Origin of the sequence: Aeromonas sp. ZOR0002, assembly GCF_963866995.1 — a bacterium.
GTDB lineage: Bacteria > Pseudomonadota > Gammaproteobacteria > Enterobacterales > Aeromonadaceae > Aeromonas > Aeromonas caviae.
The window spans coordinates 1-4,986 of the sequence record NZ_CAWMFQ010000328.1 but is presented as its reverse complement, the minus strand read 5'-3'; the positions used below and the strand labels follow the sequence as shown (position 1 = coordinate 4,986).

Annotated in this window: 6 protein-coding genes; 2 read left to right on the top strand and 4 right to left on the bottom strand. The window is 48.9% G+C overall.

What is annotated here, in order from left to right; genetic code table 11:
* The 4 genes from AACR77_RS17600 to AACR77_RS17585 all read right to left on the bottom strand — a co-directional run.
* On the bottom strand, positions 1 to 425 hold a 425-nt coding region (locus tag AACR77_RS17600; RefSeq protein WP_042878622.1), incomplete at its 3' end, for an HvfC/BufC N-terminal domain-containing protein.
* Between the two features lie 114 nt (positions 426 to 539).
* Entirely contained in the window at positions 540 to 1,382 is an 843-nt protein-coding gene (gene bufB / locus AACR77_RS17595) for an MNIO family bufferin maturase (RefSeq protein ID WP_041214773.1), read from the bottom strand.
* A 59-nt stretch (positions 1,383 to 1,441) separates the two neighbouring features.
* The gene (locus AACR77_RS17590; protein ID WP_010673595.1) at positions 1,442 to 1,705 is read right to left on the bottom strand and encodes a BufA1 family periplasmic bufferin-type metallophore; all 264 of its coding nucleotides are present in this window, start codon (positions 1,703 to 1,705) and stop codon (positions 1,442 to 1,444) included.
* Between the two features lie 355 nt (positions 1,706 to 2,060).
* Entirely contained in the window at positions 2,061 to 2,441 is a 381-nt protein-coding gene (locus AACR77_RS17585; RefSeq protein ID WP_042878620.1) for a hypothetical protein, read from the bottom strand.
* Positions 2,442 to 2,850: 409 nt separating this feature from the next.
* Here AACR77_RS17585 and AACR77_RS17580 point away from each other — a divergent pair, with 409 nt between their 5' ends.
* Entirely contained in the window at positions 2,851 to 3,513 is a 663-nt protein-coding gene (locus tag AACR77_RS17580; protein WP_081999313.1) for an NACHT domain-containing protein, read from the top strand.
* Positions 3,514 to 3,627: 114 nt separating this feature from the next.
* Positions 3,628 to 4,908, top strand: coding sequence for an NACHT domain-containing protein (locus AACR77_RS17575; RefSeq protein WP_139739380.1), 1,281 nt, complete (start codon positions 3,628 to 3,630; stop codon positions 4,906 to 4,908).
* Positions 4,909 to 4,986: the final 78 nt, after the last annotated feature.

Sequence of the window (4,986 nt, the reverse complement as noted above, 5' to 3'; positions counted from 1 at the left end):
GGGGTCATGGCGGCAAGCCGCTCGGCGGGCCAGCGCCGCGTCTCTGGCGCAAGCAGCGAGACCCGCTCCAGCCCCCACTCGAAGCGGGCCAGATCCCCGAGCCAGGGCAACGCGGCCGTGGTGGGCAAGCGTGCCAGCCAGTCGCCAAAACCCTCCCCGTAGTCCATGACGCTCCCCTCCTCCAGAGGTGCCGCCAGCACGAACCCTCGTGCCGCCGCCTCAAAGAAGGTCTCGCCAACCATGGCGCGTACCGCGGGGTAGCTGCTGGCGAGCACCTCGGTGAGGCCGAGGATGAAGTTGTTGCGATAGATCTGCAACAGGGCGTCGGGGGCAAAGCGTCCCGGCTGGATGTGCCCGAGGATGGCATCATCCTGGCCGAGCAGACCGCTCGCAAAAGCGCGTTGCAGGGAAGCAAGCTCACACATGGACTGCCTCCCCGAGCAGACCGCTCACAAAAGTACCTTGCGGGGAAACAAGCTCAGACATAAGTGGCCTCCCCGAGCAGACCGCTCGCAAAAGTACCTTGCGGGGAAACAAGCTCAGACATGGGCGGCCTCCCTGGATGTTTGCTGCGCCGCGCTCAGGATCTCGCTGGCACGCTGCGCCTCTCCCAGCAGCACCGGCAGCGGGGGGATCGCCAGATCCCATTCAATCAGGGTGGGGATGGCGCGCTGCTGGCAGACCTGCTCGTAGAGCGCCCAGACGGGCTCGGCCACGGGGGTGCTGTGGGTGTCGATATAGAGGGGCCCCTGAGGCAGGTGCTTCTCGGTAAAACCGGCCAGGTGAATTTCGCCGACCGTGTCGAGGTCGATAGTCGCCAGATAGTCGTCCACCTCCAGGCCGTGATTGACTGCGCTCACATGGAGGTTGTTGAGATCGAGCAGGACGCCGCAACCGCTGCGCCCAGCCAGCTCGGCCAGAAACTCGGCCTCCCCCATCTCCCCCGCCAGTTGCAGGTAGGAGGAGGGATTCTCGATGAGCAGTTGTCTGCCCAGTGTCTGCTGCACCCGATCTATCTTGTCGCTCATGTGCAAAAGAGCGGCCCGGGTGTAGGGCATGGGCAGCAGATCGTTGAAATAGCGCCCGCCGATGCTGCCCCAGCTCAGGTGCTCCGACACCCGCACCGGCGAGATGGCCGCCACCAGGGCTGCCAGCTGGCGCAGGTGCCCGGCATCGAGAGGATCGGCGGAGCCCAGCGACATGCCGACTCCGTGAAGGCTCACTGGGTAGTGCCTCGCAAGCTCCGCCAGCACCTCGAAGCCCTGGCTGTGGCGCTCGAAGTAGTTTTCGCTGTGTACCTCAAGCCAGCCCACTCCGGGCAGGGTGTGGCGGATCTCGTCGTAGTGCGGGGGGCGTAAACCGATACCGATCAAGGGGTTCATGGCTGGGCTCTCAATAGATAGGGCCATGATGTGGCGGGCGCCACACCATGGCATGCGGCTTACTTGGGTTGCAGGGACCCGCCAGCGAGCTTCTCGCACAGCCCCTTGGGCACCACCACGAAGGCATCCCCCTGGGCATCCATCTTGGCGGTGCCGGCGCAGGATCCGCCCTTGGTGGCGCAGTCGTTCTTGCCCGCCTTGACCACGCCGTAGCACTTCTCCTTGTCATCCGCAGCCATGGCCGGCGCGGCGATGAACTGGGCACCCAGGGCCAGCAGACCCGTCATGGCAGAGGCGATGGCAGTACTCTTTTTCACGTTCATGTCTCTATTCCTTGTTGTCGAGAGTGATGTCTCCGGCGCATCTCATCCGGCTACGTTCAATAGAACCGGACGAGGGGGGAAAAGATTTCCCAAAAAATGAAAAAACCTGAAAAAAAGCCAACAGAATGCCAACAACTGATTGTTTTTTAATGGATATAAAATTAATCAAAAAAAGGCGGATCGGCGCGGCTCTCCCTCAAGGGGCCTTGCGCCGCCCTTGCCAAGGGCGCCGGGATAACGTCCATCTTGCTTGGGCACCACAGACCGGCATCACAACAAGAGAGGGGCCTATGGCCCCTCTCTATCCCTTAGGCGAGCCCCTTCCCAAGGCGCTCGCTCACCCCTGGCCCCAGGCTCAGGTGGTCTTGACGCACTTCTGGATAAAGCTGTTCTTGGCCGCCCCGGCGAGCTTCTTGTCCGCCGCCGCCTTCTCGCACTGGGTCGCCTTGTCGGCGGCCCCGTCCGTCTTCACGCACTTTTGCACGAAGCTGTTCTTGGCCGCACCGGCCAGCTTCTTGTCGGCGGCCGCTTTCTCGCACTGGCTCGCCTTGGCACTGGCGGAGGCATCCTTGACACACTTGCTCACAAAGCTGGTCTTGGCGGCACCCGCCAGCTTCTTCACCGCCACCTGGGCCTCGCACTCTTGCTGCGCGCCAGAGGTCGCGCTCTGGGCTACCCCCATTCCCATGCCCATGACCGTCACACACAGACTCAACACCATCAGGATCCGCTTCATATGTCACACTCCCATCGTTCTATCCATTGTGGTTGGCCCCCACTCACGCGGGCCAAACGAGGCACTCTTGCCTCGCTGCACTATAGTCCCCTTGCTTGATGACAACCAAAGTGCCGCCGTGCTCGCAAGGCCCATGCCTGCCCTGCTAATAGACGAAATACCAGATTGGTGAGATGGCGCAAAAAATCAGCGCTTGTCGACAGTTGCGTCAATTTTCGACTGGTTTGCGTATGAGGCTTGAGGCTATGCTGGCCATTCGGCGCCTATAGCACCATCCGGGCCCCGCCCGTTGGTCAATGAAGCGCATTGGAAGCTGTAATCCAGGGGGCAATGGCCTGATGGAGATTGTCTACTGTTAAGTCAAACAATATGCAGACAATTAATTCGATGATTTTTTAGAGACAAACTTATGACAGACGAATTGATAGTTTCAACCGCCAATGGTGTTGGAGGGGTAATCTCCAATATTTTTGAACATAAAATTAACAATATTAAAAATTATTTTCTAGAAAAGGAAATGGCAAAGGATTTAGAACCAGAGAACATAGCTAAATCTTTACACCTATATTTTGAAAAAGTATCTAAAAGGGTTAGTGAAATAACAACAGTAGCATTCCCGCAGCACAAGCTGGATTTCATAAAGATTTATGAACCATTAACTTTAATTGAAATAGAAAAAAATGATTATTTTAGAGAAACGATTTCAGACACTCATGATTCAAAAACTTTTGATATTGTCAGTCAACTAAAAAATGAAAATGGCGCTTATATAATTATTGATAGCGCTGGGATGGGTAAAACAACTTTCTCTAGATACTTAGTTCATGAAGTTTTGTATAAAAGTGAAAAAATACCTATTTTATTTGACTTGCGAAAAATAAATCCTGACTCTGACTTGATTGAACTTTTGGCAAGGGAATTAGATTTCCCGTGGAAAAAATTTTCTCGAGATTTATTTTACCGTCTACTATCCATAAATAAATTCATAATAATATTAGATGGTTTTGATGAAGTAGATCCACATATCCAAGAACAAGTTGCCAATCAGATTCATACTTTATCAAGTAAATGATATAATAATTCAATTCTACTTACATCAAGGCCACAAGAAGGTTTACCAGATTTAATAAATAGCAACTTACTTAAATTCGAAGAACTCAATATTGAACAAGTTAAGTCGTTACTCTTGAGGTATGATAAATGCTCATCATCAAATGTCGGGAGGGATTTAATATTACAGCTTGATAAAGTACCATCGAACTTTTTAAAAACCCCATTAATTGTTTCGCTCTTATATAAAACATTTGGTTTCAACAATTCAATTGCGGATCGCCTTTGTACTTTTTATGATGATGTTTATCAAGCTCTATATAAAGGCCATGACCTCATTAATAAAGGTGGCTTTAGCAGAAAAAAAGAATCCCTCCTTGATTATGAAGACTTTAGAAAACTTGTAAGAGCACTTTGTTATTTAATGACTGTACATAGAAAAGTTTCATTCTCAGAGAAAAGCTCATTTTCCTTAATTTTAGATCAAGCCATAAGATTAACCGATATAAAGCCAAGCTCTACCAACAATTTCATTACAGACTTACTTGTGTCGGTTCCACTGATGCTGAAAGAAGGAAATGAATACAAGTTCATACATAAGACAATCTTAGAGTATTTCGCAGCGGAATACATTGTATACCACTCCGAAAGTTATAATAAACTTTCAATGATACTGAGATGCGACTCATTCTCATCCTTTTCGAAAATAATGGATTTTGTTCACGATATAAACAGGTTGCTCTACAACAAGGTTATAACAAAATCACTCGCCACTTTCGTGAATGATAGAGTAAAAGAGAGCGACTATTTTAATAATCTAGTTGTTTCATGCAATCTGCTAGCAAATTATAAAGTTGGTATATTTGATCAGGATTTCATTAATGCCATGATTAGTGATAATAGTGTTGTTTTCTCTGACGATGATACAGAGGAACAAAAAGAAGGATTGGCCTTACACGTGTCCCTATCTAATACCAATACGATGAGCTATATGTCAAGGACTAGGAAAATAGTCATTAATGAACAATTTTATTTCTTTGGATTCGCAAGACTAGATAACAAGAATAACACCCCCTTCCATCACTATGCATACAATCATATTTGTGACAGCTATAGTTTAGAAGAGTTATTTAAACTATTAGGTGTCACACAAATTACCTATCCAGAAACCATTCTTGCCACATATAGCGACATTGTTTTAAAATCGGCTAAGATGAATGAATGGTTCGATTTAAACGAAAATACACAGTTTATTACACTCACGAAGGACTATATAGTAGATTGTCTAATTGAGTCTATGCTTTCGTTAAAATCCACATCACCTATCAATGTACTATCAAAGAACAAAATAAATAATTTTTTATCCGAATTAGCTAAGGAGGAAATTTTAGATAAGGAAATAGAAATGCTGCTTTAAATTGAAAGTAGGGCCACCTACCTGTACAGATCTAGCTATCACCTGACACCGGCCTCAAACCGGTGTCTTGTTTACGCT